A 23622-nucleotide genomic window follows, 5' to 3' on the forward strand; every position below is an offset into this window, starting at 1 on the left:
CACTAATTTTTACTATTTATTACAAAATTCAGGAATTTTACTTGCCTGTATTGGTTTACTATACAGGAAACCTTGAACTAAATCACATTTATTTGCCTGCAAAAACTTCTGTTGTTCAAGCGTTTCCACCCCTTCGGCGATCACGTGAAGGTTCAGACTGTGAGCAAGAGCAATAATTGTAGTTGTAATAGGGGCGGAGCTGTTTTCTGTTTCAATATCATCAATGAATACTTTATCAATTTTCAGCGTATCAATCGGAAATTCCCTGAGATACTGCAGCGAACAGTAGCCCGTGCCAAAATCATCTATTGAAATACGGACACCAATGTTTTTCAGCCTTTTCATGGTTGTGACCGTCTCTTCAGTATTCAACAGCAGTGTGTTTTCCGTAATCTCAATTTCTAAAAATTCGGGTGCAAGTCCCGTTCTGGCTAGTACCTCTTTTACGTTATCCACCAGGCATTCCCTTTGAAACTGCTGCGCGGAAATGTTTACCGCTACACGCAGACTGCAGAGCCCCTGCTCCTGCCAGCTTTTCGCCTGAGAGCAGGCCTCTTCCAAAATCCATTCACCGATCGACGTGATTAAACCGGTATGTTCAGCCATAGGAATAAATTCTGAAGGAGATATTTTTCCGTGGAGCGGGTGGTTCCAACGTACAAGTGCTTCCACTCCGGTAACCAGGTTTTTACTCAAACTCACCTGCGGCTGGTAAAACAGTTCAAGTTCATTGTTTTCGAGCGCCCGGTATAAATCATTTTCAAGCCGGATTTTTTTCATGTCCGGCCCCATCTGCTCGGACGAAAACGCCCGGTACGTATTGCCGTTCATTTCTTTCGCTTTATGCATAGCCGAGTTGGCATTCTGGATCAAGTCGTCTGCCAGGTGACCGTCCAGCGGGAAGAAGCTGATACCGATACTTGGTTTTACATACACTTCTTCCCCTTCAAGATAAAACGGGTTGCGGAATACGCGCAGAATCTGTTCTGCGGTCGTTGTAGCCTGCGCCATATTATCAAGCCGCGGAAGGATTAAAATAAATTCATCTCCTCCCTGGCGGGCCACTGTCGCTGCACCGCTCACCATTTCCTGCAGGCGGTAAGCAACTTCCGTTAGTAATTCGTCTCCTCCGGCATGGCCGAAGCGGTCATTGATTTGTTTAAAACGGTCCAGGTCGAGAAATAATACAGCCATTTCCTGATCATGCTCTTTGGCTTCCCGGAGTGTCTGACTCAGACGGTCATGGACAAGCATCCGGTTCGGAAGGCCGGTCGTTCCATCATAGTAAGCGTAGTATTCAATACGCTGCTCCATTTCTTTCCGGACTGTAACGTCTCTGACTGTTAATACATACCCCACTACTATACCTTCTTCAATCTGGCTCGAGAGAGTATATTCAAGCGTTACGAGTCCTTTTTCAGGATGGCTCATATACGCTTCCCCGCTCACTGGCTGCATGGAATCAGACGCCAGGTAAGAGGCAAAAATATCGGAAAGAGCGCCTTCCTCATTTTCTATATGCTCAAGAATTTCATCGTAGGACTGGATGCTGTGAAATAGCTGGGTGTCCGTTTCAAGCATATGTTCAGCTGCTTCATTGGAAAACATAACGGTGCCTTCCAGCGAAAAGCCGATAATACCTTCATCCACCGTATTCATGATCAGCTCTTTTTCCGTATTGATTTTGCGCATCTCCAAAATCAGCCGCTGGAGCTCTTCGTTTTTGCTTTGTATTTCTTCGGTCCTGCGCGCAATGATGCTTTCCTGGCTTTCAAGATTGTATAAATGGATCAGTACAGGCGCAGTAGCATTAACGATGGATTCCACCCGGCGCTGCTGAGCTTTTGTATACCCGGCCGGCTGTTCGCCGAGATGGGCGACTACAATTACGCCGAGAACGCGGCCAACAGAAATCATCGGCACCATGAAAATACTCTTAATATTAAACACATCACAAATTTCCTGAAATATTCTGTTTTCTCGTGCAACATCCTCAACAAACAACGGCTGCTTTGTTTGAACGACCTGCTGAAACAGCTTGTCGTTTGTCTGGTCCATCTGCATCCGCTCATGAATGCTTAACCACTCACTCTGTTCAAAATCGCTTTTGCGGCTGAGCTTTGAAGGCATGACTGTTTCTTTGGAAACAGGATCAATAATATGAAGACTCACATTATGATTGTTTAGTTCGTCGCCGATATGACTAAAGCAGACATCAATCGCCGAATCGGACGTCTGTGAATGGGCAAGCTGCTCCATCACCTCGATAAGGGTCTGCTTTTCATGCAAAAGCTCCTCAATGTTGTGCATCGCCTGGCTGTTTCGAATAGCAACAGCAGCCATGTGGACATAGGCTTCCACTGTTTCAATTTCAGATTCTGTTAAATTCATCGGTACCCCGTAGTCAAACAAATATACGAGTCCGAATAATTCGTCCCCGTGGGAAATTGGAACTGTAAGCACCGATCGGATCTGAAAGAAATCAATTGTTCTGGCATCGGGCCTGTCGTCTTTAGACGTATCAGCAATATAAATGGACTGCCGTGACTCAATCACCTCACGGGCCAGATGATCCACCTGTGGATCAACGACGTGCTGGTCTATAGTCATCCCACTCAGCACTTCCGGCTTGCTGACGTAGCCTCTGTAACGCTCCCTGTCTTCCGGGAGATAAATACCAACCGCATCGCATTGGATAATCTCTTCTGATATAGCTGTTACGACGTGTTCAAGAAGTGTTTTAATGTCTAAATTGGCATTGATCAGTCGTGTAATCCTAGCAAGACGCGTATAACGATTGTGTTGTCCGTTTGACATCGAATCGCCCCTGTCTGTCGATGATTCCTAAGCTCTTATCTATATTATGAACTAATATTTCAATAGCAGGAAAATTTTTTTCTTTATTAAAGTCCTATTTTTTCTCTGCTATCCCCCTGTTATGTAGAGGACACCCTGTTTCCCGCAGGATACAGAAGCGCCTCATTAAATCTCTAGCGGACCTTAATAACTATTTTACCACGGGCACGCCCTTCTTCGCTCTCTCTATGTGCTGCCCGCAGACCTTTTTCTGAAAATTTATGCTTACTGTTAATTTCCACACGCAAAGCACCTTTATTATACAGCGATGTTAAGCGCCGGAGCTTTGCGCCTTCTTCCTGCAGCCATACAAACCCGGCAGTAATACCGGCTTCTTCAGCTTTTTCCTGGGAAGGCGGGGCAGCAACCGAGGCAAATCTGCCCCCGGTGCGGAGCACGCGGAAGCTTTCCTCATGGACACTTTCTCCCACTGTATCTAATACCATATCGTAGTCCGAAAGTATATCCACTACATTTTCTTCTTCATAATTGATCGTCACATCCGCACCCATCTGCTTTAAAAACTCCTGGTTTTTGCCGCTTGCTGTGGCTGCTACATAGGCTCCCATGTCTTTAGCCACCTGTATCGCAAAATGGCCGACACCGCCGGAACCGCCCTGAATAAGCACTTTACTGCCTTCTTTGATTTCTCCAAATTCGAGCAGACACTGCTGGGCGGTCATTCCGGCAAGCGGAATCCCGGCTGCCTCTTCATAGGACATAGGCTCAGGAATGGCTACTAATAGATCTTCATCCACTAATGTCTGTTCTGCATAAGTACCGCGTTCCGTTAATTTTGGCCGCGCAAACACTCTGTCGCCTGGTCCGAAGGCAGTGACATCTTTCCCTGCTGTGCGGACGACACCTGCTACGTCCCACCCTAAAATGATAGGAAATTCGAAAGGGATATCATCTTTCATGTATCCTTCCCGCAGCTTCCAGTCAATTGGGTTGATGGAGGTGGCATACACATCCACGAGCACCTGTCTGTCCCCGGGTGTTTGCGTTTCCATTTCTTTTTCCACAAGTTGATCAGCACTTCCGTATTGTTCAATGACAATTGCTTTCATTATGAGCCTCCTCTCCTACATTCCTCATACCTTTTACTCCTTTAAATGAAACACGTAATAAAATGACCGCTGCATCTAAGAGCGCAGCGGTCAGGGAACAGGATATGTGAATATTTATTAGTGGGACGATACCCGTCTGCGTACAAGTAAAAGTGCTCCCAGTCCGGCTACTGCTGTTCCCGCTAAAGCCCAGGCTGGCTGATTTGTAGCTGTTTCCGGCATTTCGCCGCCTTCTTCTGCAGATTCTTCAGTCATATTTTCATCAGAAGCTTCTGTGGAAGCAGCCTCTTCTTCAGTAGTCGTTTCTTCTGTAGTGCCTTCGTCGGAGGAAGAGGATTCTTCTTCAGTAGTAGAAGTCGTATCTTCTGACGTGTTGTCATCGTTGGAGGTAGCTGTATTATCGTCGCCTTCCGGTAATGATTCACATGCTAGTCCATCCTCGTCATAACCATCCAGACGCTCTGGATCATTTTCTGCCGTATAGCCCTGCTCCTCAAAATACCGTTGCGCTTCTTCATGCGTTTCGAAATCATCACAATCTTTATCTACGTCTGCTGATACGGGTGCAGTGATGCCCAATGAAATTACTCCTGCGCTGAATAGACTCACCAACCATTTTTTCGACACACAAATTCCTCCTTGTTTAAGTACATATACCTATTCCCCTACTATTATCTTAGGCAATAATTTATAAAATAACAATGCTTTTTTGTATTATATGTAAATTTAATTTACATATAATACAAAAATCCCCCTATATACTTTTTATACAGGAGGAATTTCTTTTTATTATTCAGTTATTCCGCGAGAACGTCCTTCACTGGCTCCAGTGCGGCGAGAAGCTCTTCATCAACCTCCGGAAACGCTCTGGTCCAGTGCAGAAAACCGTGGATCATACCTTCTGCCCGGCGCAGGCTTACCTGCCCGCCAGCCTGGTCAATAGCTTTGGCGAATGCCTCTCCTTCGTCACGAAGCACATCGTTTTCGGCAGTAACGATATGAGTAGGCGGAAGCTCCCCAAGTCGTTCAAAAACGAGCGGAGCGAGGTATGGATCCTCTTCATCTTCTCCGTCAGCATACTGTTCCATAAACCATTCCAGGTCCCGGAGCGGCAGACCATATCCTCCGGCAAACATATCCACCGAAGGAAAATCATGCTCCCCGCTGACGCTTGGGTAAAAAAGAAGCAGTGAAGCCACCTTCGGGCCGTTTTCTTCCAGCGCGCGTATAGCAGTCACAGCTGCCAGGTTGCCACCCGCGCTGTCGCCGGCCAGAGCTGTCCTTTCCGCGTCCAGCTGGTGCGGCTCCGCATTTTCCATCAGCCATAGCAGCGCATTGTATGCATCCTCCGGCGCTGCCGGAAAAGGATGCTCAGGCGCAAGCCGGTAATCCACGCTCACGACTGCACAATCCGATTCTTTGGCTATGGCACGGCAGATGTGGTCGTGTGTCCCAATATTCCCAATCACAAATCCGCCGCCGTGATAGTAAACAATGGTCGGGTAGCGGTCCATCTCGGTATCAGGGTAATAAATCCGGAGCGGTATTTCCCCGTATTCTCCGGTAGTCATTATATCCCGGATACCTCCGGCTTCATCGACGTTAACGTGGGACGTAATAACGTCGATGCTGTCATTGAACTGGCCCCGGGCTTCTACCGGCGTCAGCTCATGCATCTGCATCATGCTTTCCTGCTCTTCTAAAATTGCCTGCAGTTCTTCGTGCACAGCCATATTATCTGCCCCGCTTACTCGTCTGCTGCATGGATCGCATGCTTTTCATTCAGTTCGTTGTAATCGAGCTGAAGCAGCTGCAGCCAATCCTGCACATATTTTTTGGCATTGTCGCGTTCGAACTGCTCCCATTCATTTTCGAGCCCGAATTCTTCCACCTGTTTTTCGAAAGATAAAAAACGGTCCTCTTGTTCCAGTGCTTTTTTCAGAGATTCCTCTTTATCATCCGGCTGCTTCGAGGCAAAGTCCTGCATCAGCCGTGTACTTTCTGCTTTCGTAATCGTCGGGATAGCTACAAGATTCGCGCTTTCCTCCGAACTCCAGGACAGCGGCGTATCCTCTGATACTGTTTCGACAAATACCAGTCCGAGCTTTTTATCCAAAACGAACATAAACTCATCAAACTGCTGCAGGTATGCTTCTACTAAATCATCCATCAATGCCATATTATTCGTGCCCCTTTTTCTTGATTTCAATTCTTTTCGTTAATTTCGCTTTTACCTCCGGCCATTCCTCTTTTATAATGCTGTAAACAGCCGCATTGCGCACGCGTCCATCCGGGAGCTTGCGCTCATTACGCAGAATGCCTTCTTCAAAAGCTCCCAGCTTCTGAATTGCTTTCCTGGCAGCTTTGTTCTGTTCATCTGTTTTAAACTGTACACGAACAACCCCCAGGGTTTCAAACGCATATGTGAGAAGTAAATATTTGCACTCCGTATTTACACCGGTGGAACGGACCCTTTCACTGTAATACGTAGATCCAATCTCTGCTGTTTTCCGCTGCGGGGAAATGTCGTAAAGCCTGGTCGATCCCACAATGGCGCCGTCTTTTTTCCGCTTCACAACAAACGGCACCGTATCTCCCTGCTGATACAGCTTCAAAGCTTCCTCGACGATCATTTTCATATCGTGTTTATTATGCATCTTTCTCGTCATGTATGTCCAATTGGAAGGCTCTGAGGCGATTTCAAACAATGAGTCTGCATGTTTTTCCTCCAGCAATTCCAAATCAAACTGCTCTCCTGTTAACCGCAATGTATTAGCTCCATTTCCTTTAATCGGATGTATTTATCATATCACTCCAGGCCTTAAGCCAAAAGTAAAAAGCAGCACCTCCCGGGATGCTGCTTACTGTGTTAATGCCCGGACAGCACTCTGCTTTTCAAAGCCCCGGTTCCGGAATGCTTTTTTCTCTTTCGGGGTAAAAGCATTGTATTCTTTAAGGAAAGCTTCATATTGTTTTAAAATTTCGGAGGCTTCTCCTTCAGCTTTCACTTCTCCAAATTCAAGCCATAGTATTTTGTTGCAGAATTCTTTCATCTGCGTCAGCGAATGGCTGACAAAAAACATCGTTTTCCCCCGCTGCTTAAATTCGTGCATTTTATCCAGACATTTTTGCGCAAAGGCTTTGTCCCCTACAGATAAAGCTTCATCTACAATAAAAATATCCGGATTTACAGTGATCGATATGGCAAAGCCAAGCCTTGACTTCATACCGCTCGAATACGACTTTACCGGCTGGTCAATGAACTGCTCAAGCTCGGAAAACTCGATAATATCCGGCTCCATTTCCCGGATTTTCCGTTTGGAAAACCCGAGCATCAAGCATTTCAGCTCGATATTTTCCCGTCCGGAGAGCTTTCCGTTCAGCCCCGTGGAAACAGAGATCATCGCAGCTTCCCCATTCGTCTTTACCGAGCCCTTCGTTGGCGGAATGGTGCCGGAAATAATATTGGAAAGAGTTGATTTCCCGGAACCATTGACTCCTACGAGTCCAATGATATCCCCTTTGTCTGCTTTAAACGAAACATTGTGCAGAGCGTAAAACTCTTCCCCGTAGCTTTTTGGCAGAAGCAGATCCTTCAGCCGTTCAGCATGCGTATCATACAGCTTATATTTTTTTGAAACATTTTTGACTACGACGGATTTTTTCATTTGTTCTCCCCCGTCTCTATCCTCATTGTGTGATTTATAAAACTATCCGCACTGCCGGTTTACAGAAAATCCACAAAGTGCCGGCGGAAGCGCACATGCAATACAGCTCCAATACTGAAAAGCACAAAAACCAACGCCCAGAAATAAAGGGTGTAGCTGGCATTTGTAATGAAGTACCATTCCCCGTAAAAAAAGCTTGCCCGGTACCCTTCCACCAGGTAGTACATCGGATTGATTTTCATTACAGGAATCAGCCAGTCAGGCAGCCGGTTGTCCATCGGCCACAGTATCGGAGTTAAATACAAAAACACCCGGATGGAAGATTGAATAAATACTTGAAAATCCCGGACAATTACCGTAAGCGTAGAGGTGATCATGACCACGCTGAGCACAAGCAGAATAGCTGCCAGCAGAAAATACGGAATTTGAAGATAATACACGCTGATCGGATGTCCGGCAAACTGCATGTAAACAATCGTAATCGCAAGCAGCGCCAAATGTGGAAAGAGCCTTGAGATCACCACGTAGGCTGGAATAATGCTCGTCGGAAAATTCATTTTGGAAATCATTTTTATCTTTGAAAAAATAGCTTTTGACCCGTTGGTTACCCCGGGCTGGATAAAAAACCACAGGATAATGCCCGCAAGCATCCAGGTCAGAAAAGAAATGCCATCTACGTCGCTCCGCTGGCGGATCCCATAACCAAAAGCAAACCAATAAATGGCAATAAACAGAAGCGGACTGATGATTTCCCAGAAGGAGCCAAGGTAATTGCTTTTGTTTTTAATTTTTGTTTCATATACCGCCAGCCGGTTGATCAGCGGAATGCTCGTCCATAATTCTTTCGCTACGGTTCGTACTGCATTCATATTGTTTCCCTCTTTTATCCTCTGCCCAACTAATTAATTTGCGTTGAACACTTTTTCCACCACACGCTTGGCCGCATAGCCGTCTTCCCACTGATTGAACTGTTCTTCGAAATCGGCAACCTCTTTATGGTAACGTTCCCGAATCGTGTCGCTGTTTTTCACTTCTTCGATGATTTCTTCAGTGTTCATCACAAGCGGCCCCGGGGCTTCCTGCTCAAAGTCAAAATAGAACCCGCGCAGCTTATCCCGGTAGCTGTCGATGTCATACGTATAAAATATCATCGGGCGCTTTAAAATGCCATAATCAAACATCACAGAAGAATAATCTGTAATCAGCACATCGCTGACCACGTAAAGATCCCGGATGTCCTCATACGCAGAAGCATCAATCGCAAAATCCTCGTACCCGGTAACATCCAGATGATCAGACACCAGGTAGTGCAGACGCAGAAGCAGTACGTATTCATCTCCGAGTTGCCTGCGCATTTCATCCAGATCCATCGAAAGGGTAAATTTGTATTTCCCAATAAAATAGTATTCATTGTCCCGCCACGTTGGAGCATAAAGGATAACCTTTTTGTCTTCCGGAATACCAAGATTTTCTTTGACCTGCTCGACGTCTGAATGTGAATAATGATGAAGGTAGTCGTTTCTGGGATAACCAGTTTCAAGCAGATTATGTCTGAATTCAAACGCCCTCCGGAAAATCTGGGCGGAATAAGGATTCGGGGCTACAAGATAGTCCCAGCGCCCGGCTTCATACAGGAAATTCCTTTTGTATTTTTCCGTCGTCGTGCCCGGCATCGTCACTTCATTCATATCTTTGGCGAGTTTTTTGAGAGGTGTGCCGTGCCACGTTTGAATGTACACCGTTTTGTCCGGCTTCGGAATCCATTTTGGCAGCCGGCTGTTAAATACCCAGTACCTGGCGCGCATTAAAACAATAAACCAGCGGAAAGAGAAGCGTTTGATTGTCTTCAGGCCCCGTTCATCAAAAAGCTCCTTATACCGGTGGTCAATGCTCCAGTAAAACCTCAGCTTGGGGTAATCCTGCTGCATTTGTTCATAAATCGCACGCGGGTTACAGCTGTACTGTTTGCCGAAAAAGCTTTCAAAAACAATAATGTTTTCATTTTTTGGAAGCTTCCCGAGCACCGATAGGACCGCTTTGTAGAAGTTTTTGCCGTTACGCAGCCTTTTAATTTTTTTCCATCGTTTCGTTACCCGTTTTTTCACATTTTTCCATGAGCGTTTAAATTTCTTTTTGTATTTTTTCGTCCATTTCTTTTTTGCCATTATCGTCCCTCAATTTTTTTAAAAGTTCGTATTTTGGATGCTTTGCAGCGCATCTTGTTCCATTCTATCAAAAAAGAGCTTAACAAAAACGACAAACTTACAAAACAGGTTTAAGTTTTTGTAAATCATTGTTAATTTTGATGGCAACAAAAAAAGGGAGAGAACATCTCTCCCTCCCCGGCTGCTCAGGTTCTCCGCTTAGGCAGGCGAAGCCTCTTTGAGTGAAGATTAATAATTTACGAGCAGTAATTCTTTTTTGATTTTCGTCGTCGAGATGTCAGCAGTGCGCGGCAGATAAACTACTTCACAGTATGGGCGGAGGAAATCGAATTTTCCGTGCCAGTCATCACCCATCACAAAGGTCGTAATATCGTGATCGAGTACGTCGTCGATTTTCTGCTCCCAGTTTTCTTCCGGGATGACTTCATCTACATAGCGAACCGCTTCCAAAATCAGCTTACGCTGCTCATACGTGTAATATGCTTTTTTGGATTTCAAGTCATTGAATTCGTCTGTCGATATTGCTACCACCAAATAATCTCCAAGCTCTTTAGCTCTGCGAAGAAGATTAATGTGCCCCCAATGCAGCAAGTCGAACGTGCCGTAAGTCAATACTTTTTTCATAGTAATGCCCCCCTATATTCCGTTAATTTTACTCTGTATTTTATTCTTCTACACAAATAATTTTCTCAACAAATTCTTCATTAAAAATTTACATTTATCAACTTGACGCGTTAATTGTAACACATATACCCTGTCAAATATGTCGTCTAATCGTGGGAAGTGGGATGAACTTTCTATAAAACTATGTGACAACCGTGACAACCTTCACATCTTTTCACATATTTAAAGATATTTTAATATAGTTTATGGGCTGCTGCACGCCACAAAAAACGGAGCAGAATGGTTCTGCCCCGTCATCTGTTTTCTTCTTCAAGCTCTGCTGCAGCCTGGAAAATGCGCGCAGCATTCTGCTTATCTGAATGACTGAAAATCATTTCCCTGTTCTCGCTTACTGCTTTCTTTTCGATCCAGCCGCGCTTCAAATGACGCCGCAGGCTTTTCAGCAGTTCTTCCTCCGAATGCACAACATCCCCTAGAAAAGTCTCTTCAAGCGGCCGGAGACTGCCTCCCTGGAAAAACCGTTTCGTATCGAAATGATAATAGATAACCGGCTTCTGCATATACGTAAAATCAAATGAGACGCTTGAGTAGTCTGTGATCATCAGCATACTTTCCTTTAACAGCTGCTGGACCGTTTTTTTACCCAGTTTGACTACTTCGATTTTATCACTGTTAATTTTATCGAAAGCGTCTGTGTACTGCTGCATCCGGTAGTGCGGATAAAACTGCAACACCACGTCATTTTTCTCTAAAAACCGGTGCAGCCTCGGATTTTCCAGAAAGCTTTTGTACCGGCGGTAATATTCCGATTCCAAAAAGGTTTCCTTGGAATGCAGCCACTCCCGCCAGGTCGGGATAAAAATAATTTTCCGCTCCGCCGCCGGGCCCTCCAGGAGATTATCAAACCGTGAAAGTCCCGTCACCTGAACGGTCTCTTCATCATAGTGCATCTTTTTCATAACCATTTTCTTTTCACTTTTCGAGCTGACGCAAAACAAATGAAACGGATATTTATAGTATTCCCGGTTATATTCCACACGCTTTCGCCCAAGCACGCCGTGCTGCAGAAAGACCCGCAGGCCGTTCCGGTAGGATTCCATTAACGAGCCTTTAAACGGAAGAAAATATTCAATGTCATGCGAACCGAAAAAGGCTGTCGCCCGCAGACAAATGTCCACGTGCTCATCGCTTCCGATAATCAGAACGTTCCCAAGCTTTTCGACAGCTTCACGGTCCATGGAGTCTTTCTCAATCGCATAGTACACGTCCATTTCCGGGTGTACGGTCCGGCAGTACTTGAAAAAATGATACCCTGTATCCTGCGCCGTATCCGGACGTTCCCCGACAACCCACACTGCAGGCTTTTTCCCAGCCCTCTGCATTCTGGCATTTTCTTCCCGGAGCTTCAGGAAATGCTTACGTGGATACGTTGTCGTCTCTATTTTCACATTCCCGCGCGGCGTATAGGTTACATACCAGGAAACCGCCTGATCCCCCTCTTCAAGCACCCAGGAATGCAGGATTTCATCTTTATAATAGATAAAATCCTTTTTCCCAAGCTTTCGTTCGTGCATGAATTCTCCGGCATGCAGACGGATATGCATATCCAGCACAGCCCTATCACCGTGAAGCGAGCGGAAATCCTCGAAGGCCGCTTCTGCTTCAAATTGCACCCAGTTATCTTTCAGGTACTGGTTTTTGATGGCAAAGTGATGCTCGTCTTCCGTTTCCCGGTTTTTTATCACTACAGTAACCCGCTGCCTGGGCCGAAGGTTGCGTGTCAGTGTTGTAAAACGGGCCTGCCCTTCAATAATAAATTTCCCGTTTTTCACCTTCATTGATGTAATATCCTTGGCAATGTCGATTTCATCTATGGAGAAGGCTACACGTTTACTTGTCGTCCGGTAAAACTGGTGGCGGTAAATTTTGTCCTGGTGGTACCATTCAAGCTTTGTATTTTTCACGAGGTTGCCGCTGTTGGAACGCAGCCGGTAATCAATCTCCTCTTCGTTTCTGGTAACACGCAGATAAAGATCCGACCGCCCGAGCCGGTAGGGATGCTTTCCTCTCCCGGCTTCATTTTTAAATAAATCCGTTACTTCTCCGTGAAAAACGTATTGCGCCTGTTTGGAATGCAGCTTATACACATGCACCGGCACAGATGCTTCTTCATTAGTGTCTCTGTTTTTCCATACGAGCTTCCAGGCGTCCGGAGTGTAGCGGTTCCAGTAAATCGTGCCCCGGAAATGAATAGTTCCCTGTTCATAGCTTGCCCGGACCGTATACAGTTTGACGTTTTCTGTCTGAATCATAACCGAAGCCGAATAATTCTGGGTGCGGTACAGCCGGAAGCTGACCGCCCCTTTTTCATAATGAGGAGCATACCACTTGGATGCTTTCACCATATCCTTGGCCGGCATATGAAGACGATGCCGCCATAACGGCTTCTCACTGGCATCTGCGATATAAAAATCCCATACTCCTGTAAAATGACTTGAAGCCTCAAGCTTTACAGTCGACGACCACCATTTATCATTCTTCCATTCCACAGGATAATAATATTTTTTCGGTTCTCCGCGCTTTTTCAGAATCAGTTGAAGCTTTGACGGCCAGCCGTTTGCTTCAAGCAGATGCTTTGAAGCTGTGCCGAGCAATACCCATCCTTGATCTAATGCTTCTACATCCATCAAATATGCAGGGAAGAGCTTCACTTTTTTTCCCGACGGCCTAGTAACTTTTAGTTCCAGGTTGTTAAATTTATTGATTACCGGTCTGAATAAACATCCTTTTTCGTTTACACTAATTGTCCCCTTCTGCAGCCAGGTCGTCCCGCTCCTTCCAGTTTTCAAACGATAACGAATTCCTTCCCGCCGGTTCGAAAGCACCGCATAGCCGACCGCTTTAAAAGGAATATCAGCCGCCAGTTTTTCAAGCAGTACGTAGGGCACATAGCCTTCAAACGTTGAAAAGCTTCGTCCGTTTCTCGTGTCAGACGCAAAAAAACGGAGCGGCACCCTGATCCGGTTTTCCCATTCCGCTCCTCCTGCCCATTCGATAAAAGAATATTCCTCTTCAATTCGCTTTGGCAGCCGGTCATCTCCAATTTCAATGCGGATTGTTATACCATGGTCGTCTCCAAGCCATTCCTTCGTCCGGCAGCTGTACTGTTTTTCCTTCCACGGGGACTCTCTTTTCTTCAGCTGCTGCACCGGTGTCCGGTAATGCGTTTTTATTGCTGGTGCCTTCATCTCGACGCTCTCCTCTGTTGTCAAACTCTTTTCACTATGTAAAATGCGGACGCTCTGAAGGGTCCGCATTACGTTTCATATTAGTATAGCATATGCGTATTAGTAGCTTCTATACGCGAATGGGCGCGTGTACGTTTCGGTCAGACGGGCTCTCCAGGCAAAATCATCCTCCGCATGATCATGGCGCCTTGGGATCCATTTTTTCCCGATAATCATCGTTTCCGGCCGGTCCTTTGTATACTGCTTCCATTCCGGTATATCTTCATGCCCGGGATCTCCTTCCCTGGCGAACCGAACCCAGGCGTCCTGCATCCTGCGGGTGAGCCCCGGGCTTTCATTTATGCCCAAAAGCATCCGGTTCCGGAGAGAAAACGCTGTTTTAACCGTATTAAACAAATACCCGAGCTCGAGTCCATGGCAGGCTTTCAGCCAGCGTGCTTCCATATTGAATCGGTATTGATACACTTTCCCTCCTGCCCGGGAATAAAGCTCGCTGAGTTCTGTGTGATATAAACGAAACGCCCGGTCTGTAAACATTTGCATAAAAATCTGCGAGCGGCTCCATTTAGGATATCTTTTCTTATAGTCATGATAAACAGCCATCGTTGTCTCTTCCGACATATGTTCGTATTTCCGAAGATAAAATAATACATACGTATCCACTGATTTTTTCTGGCGCAGCTCTGGAATCAGCAGCTTGAAAAAATGCATCTCATTGGCAGTGGAGCCGTGAAGGAGCTGCACCTTTCCTGCATTTTCCTGAATTGCCCGTTCTACATCAAATGGAATAATTTCTCCATCTGGTGTGGGGGCAAATATTCTGGAGCCATTATACGGTCCGTTGGAGGTGAAGTTTTTGTTCACGAACGACACCGTAGTTTTTACAAGGCTTTCTGCCGGGATCGTGCAGATGTCATTCATGGAATGCAGGCCGAGCTTGTAAATAAGCTGATCCGAAATGTTCACCGCATCCTCCACCGAACGCGCAAGTCCGGTAATCACTCCGCTCTGGGCGATGACCTTCTGAAAAAGCCCACGGGCAGCAGGAGCAGCTAGCAGGGCCGTTACACTGATGCTGCCGGCTGACTCTCCAAAGATGGTGACGTTCTTCGGGTCTCCGCCAAAGCTTTCAATATTTTCCCGGACCCAGCGGAGTGCTTCCATTTGGTCGAGCAGGCCGAGGTTTTTCATATAGGCCTGTTCCGGTCCGCAAATGTTCTCTGCATCCAAAAAACCAAACATCCCCAGCCGGTAATTAATACTCACCACCACCACTTCTCCCCGGGAAGCCAACGATTTCCCGTCATATAACGCCTCCCGGTTCGATCCGCTGTTAAAGCCGCCGCCGTGAATAAACACCATCACCGGCCGGTGGTGCATCGGTTCTTCGTCCGGTCTCCAGATGTTTACATTCAGGCAGTCCTCCGATTCGGTACCCTTTCGGAGGCCTTCCACAGTCTGCGGGCAGGAGGGGCCATAATCCAGAGCACTGTACACTTCTGTGGATTCGCCCAAACGCTGCGGCTTTTTAAACCGCTCCGCCTCTGCGTATTTTATTCCGAGATACTCCTGAACACATTTGTATAAACGGCCTTCGTATATTCCTCCGGGTGCATGCAGCCGGACAGTGCCTTTTGATTTTTTCATTTTATCCTCCATATATACAAAGCGTTATATTTATTTTTTAGTAAGAAAATATGTATATTTTAATTCTTCGTGATATTAGTCGACGGAACAATGGCCAGGTTACGTATAAGCAGCTACATATTTTTACAAATTTTTACTTATCGTTATGATATTCGTATTTGCAGCTGCTCTTTTTACTATACAAATAATAAAAAAAACTGCAATACCCCAAAGTCGGGGGCTGCAGTTTTCATTTATCAGTTTTTAACATCGGGATTGCTAACTTTTGTATCACGTTTATTCATTACGTAAAGAACGCCCAAGACGATGAGGACCACAACACTGAATAACGCAAGCACACCGTAGCCTTCCCCTAAAAATCCGGCCCTGTATACAAGAGAGCCAAAAACGCCGCCGAGCGCCGGTGCCGCTACCGGGATCCAGGCATACGGCCAGTTCGAATCCCTTTTACCTGCAATAGGCAGCAGGGCGTGGGCAATACGCGGTCCCAGGTCCCTGGCCGGGTTGATGGCGTAGCCTGTGGTACCGCCGAGCGACAGCCCGATCGCCCCAACAAGAAAACCGACAATAAGCGGGTTCAAACCTTCCGTGAACTCATTTGCGCCTATACTGTTTAATACGAGTAAAAATACAGCGGTCGCGATAAACTCACTCAAAAAGTTCGCAAACCGGTTCGGAATCGCCGGATCAGTTGAAAACGCCGCCAGCTTTACATCAGCATTCTCCGTTTCCTTCCAGTGCCCAAGAAAGTGCCAGTATACAACAGCTCCGCCGAGCCCTGCTCCTATAATTTGAGAAACAATATAGCCTGGCACCTGCGCCCATTCGAACGCCCCAATAGAAGCGAAGCCGAGAGTAACGGCTGGGTTTAAATGCGCACCGGAAAACTGCCCGACGGCGTAGACCCCCATCGCCACGGCAAACGCCCACCCGAGCGCTATAACAATCCATCCTCCTCCCTCTGCTTTCGATTTGTTTAAGTTGACGTTTGCGACCACACCGCCGCCAAAAATAATAAGTATCATCGTGCCAATGATTTCCGCTAAATATATCGACATTTTTCCAGCTCCCTTGTAAGCGTTTGTAATTGCAGACATAAGTATCGACAGCCGTTTCGTTTCCTTAAAACGACTAAAAAACCGCACACTCCGCTCCCTCTTGAGCATTTAGTGTGCGGCTTTCATTCGACTCAGCCCGATATATTAACTTGGAAAAACTGTAGCATGAAAAGAAAACGCTGTCAATTTGATTTGGAATACAGAGTTTCATTTAGCCTCTTTTTACTGGCTGGTTTCTTCCATAAACAAAGCGGCCAACCGAGCAATTAACGGTCAGCCGAATACGCCTTATTTATTTTTTATCCTTCGAATTATTTTTTCCGCCATTTGCCTGTTCGGCAGAATTTCTGCTTCCCCGCCATTGTTCCTTCTGATCGGCTGTATTTCCGGTATCTTCACCTTCCATATCAGCGACGGAGGCGTCTTCTACTTTTTCCACCCGTCCTTCCTCTTCTTCCTCTTCTTCCTGATCACTTGTGTAGCCGGTCATTTCCGGATCATCGGATGGCGTCTGGGAAGTACTGTGTTCACTTACCGCTTCCCACGTATCCTCTTTATCAAAAGCGACATTTTCTTCCGTTTTTTCCTGCTCCGGTCCGGGGTTAACCACGTCTTCTTCCACGGGATGGTCCTGGGAAGGCTTATCGCTGCCGGCATGGTCTACACAGCGTGTCGTTTCCGGCACAATTTCAAGGCGTTCATATGGAATTTCTCTGCCGCAGACTTCGCACTTACCGTAATTTCCGTTTTCCATTGCCTCAAGGGCATGATCGATGTTTTCAAGCTGTTCCCGGGCCTGATTATTTAATGCTGCGTCTTTTTCCATTTCATGCAGCTCCGTACCCTGGTCGCCCGGGTGATTGCTGTATTCGGAAAGTTCACCGATGGTTTCTGTATTGTTATTAGCATTTCCTGTTTCTTCTGCTTCAATTTTTTCTTTATTTTCTTCTTTCATTTCCAAAAGCTGATTTTTTAATGTTTTTTCCTGTTCTGCCGTAATCATTTGTATCCCTCCAGTTTTGTCTACTACCTCTTTACCCATTTATCCTCTATATTGAAAATGCTTTTTTTCAAAAACGTTCATAATAAAATAAACCGTGATTGCTTAGCTTCTTTTCCCACGGTTCACTGATATATAAACACGGGGCCCCAGAAAATATGTCAGCTGCTCCCATCTTCTGTTTTGACCATTCCGTAGACTGCCTGATTGACATAACCACCGGCAAGGCGCTCTGACTCCTTTAATGTCCCTTCCAGTTGAAATCCCAGCTTCTCCGGCACCGCCCTGCTTTTTATATTTCCTTCAGCGCAGCGGATTTCCACCCGGTGCAAATCCATTTCATCGAAGGCATAGTTCGTAAAAGCTTCTACTGCCTGAGTCATGATGCCTTTTCCTTCGTATTCCTTCCCAAGCCAGTACCCGAGGCTCGTTTTTTTATTTCCCCAGTCCACTTCGTGGTAGTTAATAACGCCGGCAAGGCTCCCCTCAACCCTTATACCTGCGCGAAAACCGCCTCCGGCTGCCGCCTGCTGGAGCATCCTGTCAATGTTTTCAGCAGTATCCTGAACCGATTCGACATTGTCCACCCAGTTCATCCATTCTTTTAAGTGTTCACGATTTTTATCAATGAGGGCAAACAGTTCCCCTGCGTGCTCTTTTTGAAGCAGCAGCAGCTCCAGGCGCTCGTTAATTTTATACGCAAACATAGAATGTCTCCTTTTATTTCATTATCAGCATGTCCTGCTCGTCGAATTCCCAAAATTCTGCGTATGCCGCTTCCCAGAGGTGACCATCCGGATCTTTAAAATACCCGCTGTAGCCTCCCCAAAAAACCCATTCCGGTGCTTTTACGATCCTGCCCCCGGCACCGGCTGCCTGTTTCATGACGCTATCCACTTCTTCGGCAGACTTCGCATTGTACGCAAGTGTGATCCCCGAAAAACCCTGGGCCGCTCCCTCCATTTCTTCTCCGGTTTCTTTTGCCAGTTCCTTTAATGAATACAGAGCGAGTTTAGTGCCTTTGTTATTAAAAAATACAATACCCGGGCCGTCTTCAGTCGAAGCAGCCTCAAAACCGAGTCCCTCCCGGTAAAATTTCCTGGAAACAGCAATGTCCCTGACACCAAGTGTAATAAGGTTAATTCTATTCATAGCTTCGTCCTCCCTTATTGAGGTTCCACATTCAAAACTTCTTTAATTGTTATTTCGCCGGGGCTCCTCATTTTCCTTTTTCATTTCCCTCGAACCGCTGGGCAGGTCATTCCGGCGATGCGGCGCGTTTCGCCCTTCATTCAAAGGGGAACGGTCCATTACAACCAGACCTACTATAAGGAGGAAGAAAAATTATGAGTAAGACAATATTTATTACCGGTGCTGGCACCGGCCTTGGAAAAGGAACAGCGATTGGCCTGGCGAAAAAAGGCCACCGCGTGATTGCTGCAGTTGAGATAATGGCGCAGATTACAAGTCTCCGGGAGGAAGCAGAGGCAGCGGGTGCGGACCTCGAAGTGATTAAGCTCGACATTACCAATAAACGGGATCAGCAGCTGATTGCGGACTATGACTATGATATTTTCGTCGCAAACGCAGCCATCGGTGAAGGCGGCCCAATAGCTGAAATACCGGTCGACCGCGTTCGCGAAATTTATGAAACCAATGTGTTCAGCACGCTTGAGAATGCTCAGATTGCTGCTAAAAAATTCGTAGAGAAAGGCGGCGGCAAAATAATCTTTCTCAGCTCTATCGTCGGTGTGGTGGCTATGCCATATTTGTCCCCATACGGCTCCACTAAACACGCCATCGAGTCCATCGCTAAATCTATGAAGGCAGAGCTTGAAGAATTCAATGTCCAGGTGGCCACCATTAACCCCGGCCCGTACGAAACTGGCTTTAATGACCGGATGTTTGAAGAAAAGTGGAAATGGTATGATCCGGAAAAAAACTTCACACCGGAAAAATCAATCAGCAGCATGGAGCAGATGCTCGACAGCCAGTTTAACCCTGACGATATGATTAACAAAATGGTAGAAGTCATCGAAGCAGACCATCACGCCTTCCGTACGGCTCATCCGCAGGATACGGAGGATCAGATGAAGCAGGAGGAAAAGCAGAACTGGGATGCACGTATATAAAAAATAAACCGGCCGCGTGCCGGTTTATTTTACGTTCTGATCCATATGAAGAAATTTCATATCGGTGTCTATCTGCCCATACAAATACTGTTCGGAAAGGTCTTCCCCTTTCAGCCAGCAGGAGAAGTCAATTTCGTAGGGATCGCGGCTGCCTCCAAGCGCGAACCACGCTTTTTGCTCCTGCAGGAGGTAGCCGGCGGTATGAATCGTGCCAGCCCAGCTGTGATAATTATCCGAAAACACTCCGCCGCCGGTATTATTTAACAGCCGGTACGCCTCTTCTGCCGAAGGGCGTACCTGTTTTTTCTTTTCCATAACCTCCTGACGGGCTTTCGAATCCACTAAATAATGACGGTTTTCTTCCGGCATTTTTTCAAAGTGATTCGTACACGTCTGATCCTCCCTGGCGATAACTCCGCGCGGTGACGCCTCCACTACTTTGGAAACACCTTTCGTGTCCTGAATCACGTAGCTGAACGAGTGGCGGTGCGGAATTTCTTTCAGCATATCGACCGCCTCCTCTACCGATGCACACACCTCCAGGATTAAGCGGCCAATCATGGAGCAGATAAATCCGTCTCCCGGCTTTTTCCGGTGCATAAAATTATAGCCCATCGCAAGCTGTTTTTCGTTCATTCCGTCCATCCGGCCGGTCACCCGCTGCGAGGGGCCAATCATCGCATAGCCCTGATCCGCCGGCTGAAACAATGTGTACCTGCCCTCGTAGGTTTTTGGGTGATAGTCGTAATTGCGCACCAGGTAATCGTCTCCGGTCATAATAGAGCAGCCCGATTTAGGTATCTCAAGACGATAGCCGGAAAAATGCATAATGATTTTTCCCATGCTCCATTTCAAACCGTCCTGCAGCCCTTCAAGCTCCTCCCAGATACCCGGGGCCACTTTCATAAGAGCCTCTTTCGTTTCCGCTATATCCACCTGAAACCGCGGCTTTCGTATTTTCCATTGCTTATCCCGGTTTTCAACGGATAATGACCCGGCAAGAAGTTTTCCCTGGTATTTGCCAAATTCGTAATGAGTGCCGCGAAACTGCACCACGCTGCTGTATATCTCTTTCACATTGTCACCTTCATTAAAAGAAGCAGATTTATTCTTACAGTTGAAAACTTACATTTAAATATTCTTTAGTCAATAAAGATCTTCGCGTTTATTTTGCAAATAATTCAGTTCTCCCCGGGCTGTTTTCGTTTCATTTAAATTAATTTCTATAATCCCTAACTCTTCATTATGACCTGCCTTATACAATGATATTCCTTCCGGGCTTACGACCTGACTTTCGCCGAAAAAAATATTATCCACGTGCAGGCCTACTTTATTAGCTGCTGCCATAAATACATGGTTTTCCATCGCCCGAGCATGCAGATATGTATGCTGATACCGCTGATAAGGTGACATATTTGCTGCCAGTACAAATATGACCTCTGCGCCTTGTGAAGCTAAGAGCCTCGGCATTTCAGGGAACTCCATATCAAAGGTAATCAGCACTCCCGCTTTCCCTTCCGGCAATTTTATGATATCTGCTTTACTTCCTGGAGAAAAATAGACAGCTTCGTTCCGAAATAGATGTGTTTTTCTATAAACGTCCTCTATGGAACCTTCTTTATTTATAAAAACTGCCGAATTATACAATTTGTCATTCTTTTTTTCTGGAAAACCAGCCAATATTCCTATGGATGAGGAAAAAGCAGCTTCTCGTAGTTTCTTTATGCTTTCACCATCGGTCGTCTCAGCGAGGTCAAAAAGCTGGTCATCCATTACATAACCACTGAGAAATAATTCAGGAAAAATGAGATAGTCTACTGCCTTTTCTTCTGCTTCTTTAACCGTACTTAACATTCTTTTAAGGTTTATTTCTTTATTTAATAATTCGCATTTCAGTTGAGCCAGCCCTATGGTAATTGAACTTTTTTCCAACACCACACCTCCACCATCGCTTTTATTCTTTTTTGTATTTTTTGATTTTCTTCGAGACAGTAGACTGGTCTACTCCCAGAACTTCTGCTGTCTGGTATGTATTTTGAAATGTTTCATATACTTCCATAATTAATTTCTTTTCCGCCTTCTCTCTCACTTCTTTCAACGTCGGATACTTCTTTTTGGTCCTGTCTTCTGTTTTTGTTTCAAATTCATTACTGGAGGGCTTCCCCCATTCTCCCGTATACATATCATTTGTAACAACAATACGTTCTATATAATTAGAAAGTTCTCTAATATTCCCCTGCCACTTATTTGAATATAAATCAGCCTGCATTTCTTCTGAAAAAATTACTTCGCGACCGTATTTATGGTTAAACTTTGCTAAAAGCTGCACGGCTAAATCAAATATGTCTTCCTGCCTTTCCCTTAAAGGAGGAATGGTTATAGGCACCACATTAAGCCTGTAATATAAATCCTCACGAAACTCTTTACGCTCTACTAATTCTGCCAAAAGCTTATTCGTTGCTGCCATTACTCTCACATTAATTTTCTGTTCGCTTCTTCCGCCTAATCTTCTTATTTTATTTTCTTGAATAACTTCCAGTAATTTAGACTGCATACTATATGGAAGTTCAGCAATTTCATCCAAGAAAATAGTTCCATTATGAGCAGCTTCAAACAAACCTATTTTTCCATTTTTATCTCCACCTGTAAAAGCTCCTGCTTCATATCCAAATAATTCCGCTTCAATTAAACTCTCCGGAAGCGCTCCACAGTTAATTGTAACGAAGGGCTGGTCTTCCCTTTTGCTTTTCTCATGTATCAATTTAGCGACCGCACTTTTTCCAACACCTGACTCTCCCAGCAAAAGCACCGTAGAATCCACTTCCGATATATTATTAATAATGGTTAATATCCTTTTCATTGGCAGTGAATTAAAAATTAAAGATGAATCTTCTTCTCCTGCCGGAGAGGAGAAATTAGTGAAAATATATATATAATTTTTTTCAAATAACGTGCATTTGCGCACATATATTATTTCATTATTCACAGATTCCATCGTTTGATAAAGCTTTTTTCTCTGTAAGGATTGTCTGAAAAAGCTCCGCCACTCCAGAGAAAATAAATCACTGCCTTCTTTAAAATGGATAGGCAGTGAAGAATAAAGCATCGTTTCTTTTCCATGTATTTCAATAATGTTTTCATTTTCATCTGTCACTATAACTAACTGCTGGGGAAAGTTCACCGCCGGCCTCCTTTTGATGATTTTTTTCATCAAGATGATACAAATCATCGATTTTACAGTTCGTTGATGATTTTTAGCATCAATGAACTTATATTTTATTTTAAATTATCTGAATTATCAACCCTTTTAATGTTGGCATGGTTTTTGCATTGATATTTAAGTAGAAAGGATGGTGACTTATGCATATAGCATTAGCTCAAATAAAGCCTGTATTAACCAAAACAGAAAAAAATTTAAATTTATTAATATCTTCGCTGGAGGAAGCTAAACAAAAAGGGGCGGAGGTAGTTCTCTTTCCAGAAATGTCTCTAACCGGCTATTTACAAAATAAGAAAGACATCGAAAGCCTCTCTCTCTCTATGGATTCCCCTGCGATCCAAAAGCTTTGTCAGGCTTGTCGGAGGTTAGCCGTGGATGCAGTGTTTTCTTTTCCTGAAAAGGATTCAGAAAAGTATTTTATTACGGCAATATACGTTGATGGATCCGGTCAAATTCTTTCCAAGTACCGGAAAACTCATTTATTCGATGAAGAGAAAACTGCTTTCTCCCATGGTTCCGACTACCACGTTTTCCTTACAACTTACGGCAAAGTCGGAATGATGATATGCTACGATCTCGAATTCCCTGAAACGGCCAGATTATTGCGTGCTAAAGGTGCTGAAATCATCTTAATACCAACAGCTAATATGAGTCCCTATGAAAAGCACCAGGATGTGTATTTGATGAGTCGGGCGATGGAAAACGAAATTCCTTTAGCAATATGCAATCAAATAGGAACAGATGATGATTTACACTTTTTCGGTCACAGCAAAGCCGTGGACCTAAATGGCGAAACTCTTGTGGAAGGCGGGGAAACAAGTGGAATATCAATTGGCAATATACCAATTAAAGCTGAACGGGACCCCAAACTTAACTACCTTAATAATATTAATAAAAATATCTATCAAAGCCTTGAAAAATATTTAAAATAAGG

Annotated in this window: 21 protein-coding genes; 2 read left to right on the forward strand and 19 right to left on the reverse strand. The window is 45.2% G+C overall.

Annotated features, from left to right (window positions below):
- Nucleotides 1–12 precede the first annotated feature (12 nt).
- The 16 genes from ACTRXH_RS08660 to ACTRXH_RS08735 all read right to left on the reverse strand — a co-directional run bounded on the left by ACTRXH_RS08660 (nt 13) and on the right by ACTRXH_RS08735 (nt 18488).
- Nucleotides 13–2817: a bifunctional diguanylate cyclase/phosphodiesterase gene (locus ACTRXH_RS08660; RefSeq protein ID WP_474281691.1), complete on the reverse strand. Its 2805-nt coding sequence runs from the start codon at nt 2815–2817 to the stop codon at nt 13–15.
- Nucleotides 2818–2990: 173 nt separating this feature from the next.
- A complete protein-coding gene (locus ACTRXH_RS08665) occupies nt 2991–3926 on the reverse strand; it encodes an NADP-dependent oxidoreductase (protein ID WP_474263705.1) in 936 nt (311 codons plus the stop codon).
- A gap of 117 nt (nt 3927–4043) precedes the next feature.
- Complete coding sequence (locus tag ACTRXH_RS08670; RefSeq protein WP_474281693.1) at nt 4044–4553, reverse strand: excalibur calcium-binding domain-containing protein; 510 nt, start codon at nt 4551–4553, stop codon at nt 4044–4046.
- Nucleotides 4554–4723: 170 nt separating this feature from the next.
- Complete coding sequence (locus ACTRXH_RS08675) at nt 4724–5659, reverse strand: alpha/beta hydrolase (protein WP_474263709.1); 936 nt, start codon at nt 5657–5659, stop codon at nt 4724–4726.
- Nucleotides 5660–5673: 14 nt separating this feature from the next.
- Complete coding sequence (locus ACTRXH_RS08680) at nt 5674–6105, reverse strand: UPF0158 family protein (RefSeq protein ID WP_022793658.1); 432 nt, start codon at nt 6103–6105, stop codon at nt 5674–5676.
- 1 nt (nt 6106) lies between these two features.
- Nucleotides 6107–6694 (reverse strand): GNAT family N-acetyltransferase, encoded by a 588-nt coding sequence (locus ACTRXH_RS08685; protein WP_474281695.1) that lies wholly within the window; start codon nt 6692–6694, stop codon nt 6107–6109.
- 93 nt (nt 6695–6787) lie between these two features.
- Nucleotides 6788–7594 (reverse strand): teichoic acids export ABC transporter ATP-binding subunit TagH, encoded by an 807-nt coding sequence (tagH, locus tag ACTRXH_RS08690; protein ID WP_474281697.1) that lies wholly within the window; start codon nt 7592–7594, stop codon nt 6788–6790.
- A gap of 59 nt (nt 7595–7653) precedes the next feature.
- A complete protein-coding gene (locus tag ACTRXH_RS08695) occupies nt 7654–8463 on the reverse strand; it encodes an ABC transporter permease (protein WP_462864959.1) in 810 nt (269 codons plus the stop codon).
- Nucleotides 8464–8496: 33 nt separating this feature from the next.
- Nucleotides 8497–9759: a CDP-glycerol glycerophosphotransferase family protein gene (locus tag ACTRXH_RS08700; protein ID WP_474281699.1), complete on the reverse strand. Its 1263-nt coding sequence runs from the start codon at nt 9757–9759 to the stop codon at nt 8497–8499.
- Nucleotides 9760–9987: 228 nt separating this feature from the next.
- Nucleotides 9988–10383, reverse strand: coding sequence for a glycerol-3-phosphate cytidylyltransferase (gene tagD / locus ACTRXH_RS08705; protein ID WP_022793663.1), 396 nt, complete (start codon nt 10381–10383; stop codon nt 9988–9990).
- Between the two features lie 293 nt (nt 10384–10676).
- Entirely contained in the window at nt 10677–13631 is a 2955-nt protein-coding gene (locus tag ACTRXH_RS08710; RefSeq protein ID WP_474281701.1) for a CDP-glycerol glycerophosphotransferase family protein, read from the reverse strand.
- Between the two features lie 99 nt (nt 13632–13730).
- Nucleotides 13731–15278 (reverse strand): carboxylesterase/lipase family protein, encoded by a 1548-nt coding sequence (locus tag ACTRXH_RS08715; RefSeq protein WP_474281703.1) that lies wholly within the window; start codon nt 15276–15278, stop codon nt 13731–13733.
- A 236-nt stretch (nt 15279–15514) separates the two neighbouring features.
- Nucleotides 15515–16336, reverse strand: coding sequence for an MIP/aquaporin family protein (locus tag ACTRXH_RS08720; protein ID WP_474281705.1), 822 nt, complete (start codon nt 16334–16336; stop codon nt 15515–15517).
- 292 nt (nt 16337–16628) lie between these two features.
- Entirely contained in the window at nt 16629–17339 is a 711-nt protein-coding gene (locus ACTRXH_RS08725) for a TraR/DksA C4-type zinc finger protein (RefSeq protein ID WP_474281707.1), read from the reverse strand.
- Nucleotides 17340–17497: 158 nt separating this feature from the next.
- Entirely contained in the window at nt 17498–18043 is a 546-nt protein-coding gene (locus ACTRXH_RS08730) for a GNAT family N-acetyltransferase (RefSeq protein WP_474281709.1), read from the reverse strand.
- Nucleotides 18044–18056: 13 nt separating this feature from the next.
- Nucleotides 18057–18488 carry a VOC family protein gene (locus ACTRXH_RS08735; RefSeq protein WP_474278741.1) on the reverse strand — a complete coding sequence of 144 codons (432 nt, stop codon included), beginning with the start codon at nt 18486–18488 and terminating at the stop codon, nt 18057–18059.
- Between the two features lie 194 nt (nt 18489–18682).
- On the opposite strand from ACTRXH_RS08735, the gene ACTRXH_RS08740 reads away from it, so the two are divergent.
- Nucleotides 18683–19468 (forward strand): SDR family oxidoreductase, encoded by a 786-nt coding sequence (locus tag ACTRXH_RS08740; RefSeq protein ID WP_474281711.1) that lies wholly within the window; start codon nt 18683–18685, stop codon nt 19466–19468.
- Between the two features lie 24 nt (nt 19469–19492).
- On the opposite strand, the gene ACTRXH_RS08745 is transcribed toward ACTRXH_RS08740, so the two are convergent.
- From ACTRXH_RS08745 to ACTRXH_RS08755, 3 genes are all read right to left on the reverse strand, one after another.
- Entirely contained in the window at nt 19493–20545 is a 1053-nt protein-coding gene (locus tag ACTRXH_RS08745) for a C45 family autoproteolytic acyltransferase/hydolase (protein ID WP_474281713.1), read from the reverse strand.
- A 69-nt stretch (nt 20546–20614) separates the two neighbouring features.
- Nucleotides 20615–21400 carry a carbon-nitrogen hydrolase family protein gene (locus tag ACTRXH_RS08750; protein WP_474281715.1) on the reverse strand — a complete coding sequence of 262 codons (786 nt, stop codon included), beginning with the start codon at nt 21398–21400 and terminating at the stop codon, nt 20615–20617.
- Between the two features lie 22 nt (nt 21401–21422).
- Nucleotides 21423–22649, reverse strand: a complete 1227-nt coding sequence (locus tag ACTRXH_RS08755) for a sigma-54 interaction domain-containing protein (protein WP_474281717.1) — start codon at nt 22647–22649, stop codon at nt 21423–21425.
- Nucleotides 22650–22828: 179 nt separating this feature from the next.
- Here ACTRXH_RS08755 and ACTRXH_RS08760 point away from each other — a divergent pair, with 179 nt between their 5' ends.
- Entirely contained in the window at nt 22829–23620 is a 792-nt protein-coding gene (locus tag ACTRXH_RS08760) for a carbon-nitrogen hydrolase family protein (RefSeq protein ID WP_474281719.1), read from the forward strand.
- Nucleotides 23621–23622 lie beyond the last annotated feature (2 nt).

The sequence above is a fragment of the Marinococcus sp. LNHM5E3-2.1 genome, assembly GCF_056034365.1.